Genomic DNA, 1,393 nt, shown 5'->3' with positions numbered 1-1,393 from the left:
TCTACCCTGCAGGCGCCACCACCAACAGCGATGCCGGCGTGACCGACCTGCGCAAGACGCACAAGGTGCTCGAGGCCATGCAGCGCGAGGGCCTGGTGTTCTGCGTGCACGGCGAGGTCACCGACAGCGAGGTCGACGTGTTCGACCGCGAGAAGGCCTTCATCGACGACAAGCTGATCCCGCTGCGCCGCGACTTCCCCGAGCTCAAGGTGGCCTTCGAGCACATCACCACCAAGGAAGCCGCGCAGTACGTGAGCGAGGCGGACCACTTCGTGGGCGCCACCATCACGCCGCAGCACCTGCTCTACAACCGCAACGCCATCTTCATGGGCGGTGTGCGCCCACACTACTACTGCCTGCCCATCCTCAAGCGCGAAGAGCACCGCGTGGCGCTGGTCAAGGCGGCCACGAGCGGCTCGTCCAAGTTCTTCCTGGGCACGGACAGCGCGCCGCACGCATCTCACCTCAAGGAGCATGCGTCGGGTTGTGCGGGCTGCTACACCGCGCCTTGTGCGCTGGAGTTGTACGCCGAAGCGTTCGAAGCGGCGGGCGCGCTCGACAAGCTCGAGGCCTTCGCCAGCTTCCACGGCCCCGACTACTACGGCCTGCCGCGCAACACCGACACCGTCACGCTGGTGCGCGAGGACTGGGTGGTGCCCGAAGAGCTGCCCTTCGGCGAGACCGTCATCAAGCCGCTGCGGGGCGGTGAGACGCTGCGCTGGAAGATGCGCTGAGTCCGGCGGTCACTCGGAACGATCGCTGGCAGATGCCTGGATGGACGTGGTCGTCTCCACGTCACCATCCTGGGCTCGTCGGCCGGCTCGCAACTCCTGTCGCAGCCGATCGATCTCATGGCGCAGTGACTGCATCTCCTTGTGCATGTCACGCAGGATCTCGCGCTCGACCTTGCGCTCTTGCGAACCCACGAACATGGCCGCCACCGAGGCTGTCACCAGCGACAGCAGGCCATAGCCCAGCAGCACCACGAACACGGCGAAGATGCGTGACGCCGTCGAGCTGGGCACCATGTCGCCGTAGCCCACGGTGGCGGCGGTGGAGAACGCCAGCCACAGGCCATCGTGCAGCGTCTTGACCTCGGGGTCGAGCCAGAAGAAACCGATGCCGCAAAGCACCAGCACGGCCGCGCCCATCGCCAGCAAGCGGGCCAGACCCGTTTCCGTGAACAGCGGCTGGCTGATCTTGAGCAACCTGTAGAGCATCAGCACCGCGATGACCAGCCGCCAGATCAGCGCCGCCTCCGACTCGTTGCTCTGCGGCAGCACGGCATTGGCCAGCAGGGCCGCTCCCAGGAACCAGTCCAGCTTGAGCTGCATGGGGTGCTCGCCCCAACTGCCTGAGTGGGTTCGGCTCGGCTCGTGGGCGCGTTGGTGCA

2 protein-coding genes are annotated in these 1,393 nt (G+C 66.4%); one reads left to right on the top strand and one right to left on the bottom strand.

Annotated elements, in window-relative coordinates:
• On the top strand, window positions 1-734 hold a 734-nt coding region (gene pyrC / locus B2W70_RS14500; RefSeq protein WP_286746729.1), incomplete at its 5' end, for a dihydroorotase.
• A 9-nt stretch (window positions 735-743) separates the two neighbouring features.
• On the opposite strand, the gene B2W70_RS14495 is transcribed toward pyrC, so the two are convergent.
• Window positions 744-1,393 (bottom strand): potassium channel family protein (locus B2W70_RS14495; protein ID WP_286746727.1); only part of this gene is annotated, 650 nt, incomplete at its 5' end.

This window comes from Aquabacterium sp. UBA2148, from assembly GCF_002328915.1.
Lineage (GTDB): Bacteria > Pseudomonadota > Gammaproteobacteria > Burkholderiales > Burkholderiaceae_C > Aquabacterium > Aquabacterium parvum.
The sequence above is the reverse complement of the archived record's forward strand: the minus strand, read 5'-3'. Positions and strand labels throughout refer to the sequence as shown.